Genomic DNA, 963 nt, shown 5'->3' with positions numbered 1-963 from the left:
CCACGAACTCGGAGCCAAGAATTCTTCTTAATGATGTCAAACTTCTGAGCTTCTTCTTCATTCTTAACCCATTTTTGCATTGAAAAACTTGAAGTGTAGTCTGTCATTTTAAAGTTGATCAAAACGCGACCAGTTCTGGTCACCTTATGCTCCACATCAAAAACGACCCCTTCAAAGACCAGACGATTTTCCTCAGTCGTCACGTCAATCATCTGGGTAACCTCAGCCTTATCTAGTTTAGGCTTGGCCATAGCCTTTTTAGCCTGAAAATCAAAGGCTGGCTTCTCTTCTACTGGAGGAGGAGCCATTTGTTCCAATTGCTCCATAGCCCGGAGCGCTTCCTCATTGGCAGCTTGGACAATCTGTTCATTCTCGGTATGGAAGGCTTCCTCCTGCTCTTGTGTAAGAGCATCATTCTTTTCTATTTGGCATACAAAAGCTGGAAAACCAAACTTTTCGAGTTGCTTTGCCAAATTAGGAAGATGATTCTTCTTAAAGTGCTCCTTATCAATCGCCTCTGAACCTTCAATAATGAGTTGATTTCCTTCCGCACGGACGTTTAAATTCTGGTAAAGAGATTTAAACCCCTGACTTGCACATGGACCTTCAGAAAAAGCCTCCTTATAGTAGGCCTGCAAGAGTTCATTAGAGAATTCTTGAGAAAGAGCCTTGATTTCGAAAACAGCTCGATTGCCTGTTTTCGAAAATTCTTCACTAAGCCCTTTCTTTAACTCTAAAAAAATTTCAATCGGTAAAATATTAGAAAATACAAAATGAAATTCCCAAATCTTACTAATTTTATGAACCACAACACGCTCAATTTTTGCATCAACAAGAGCAGGGTCCCGTCTCAATTGATCAGATATTCCCAGTTGATTCATTAAAATTTCAAACTTACTTGACATTCATTTTCCTCACATTATTCTCTTACTATTTTACCATAATTAAAGAAAATATATGACT

Annotated in this window: 1 protein-coding gene; it reads right to left on the bottom strand. The window is 38.7% G+C overall.

Translation table 11 applies throughout. The features are described from left to right. Window positions 1-905, bottom strand: a 905-nt coding sequence (locus tag GMD1S_RS08200) for a PolC-type DNA polymerase III N-terminal domain-containing protein (protein ID WP_000095434.1), incomplete at its 3' end; no start/stop codon positions are given. Window positions 906-963: the final 58 nt, after the last annotated feature.

Source organism: Streptococcus sp. GMD1S (assembly GCF_000296875.1).
GTDB lineage: Bacteria > Bacillota > Bacilli > Lactobacillales > Streptococcaceae > Streptococcus.
The sequence above is the reverse complement of the archived record's forward strand: the minus strand, read 5'-3'. Positions and strand labels throughout refer to the sequence as shown.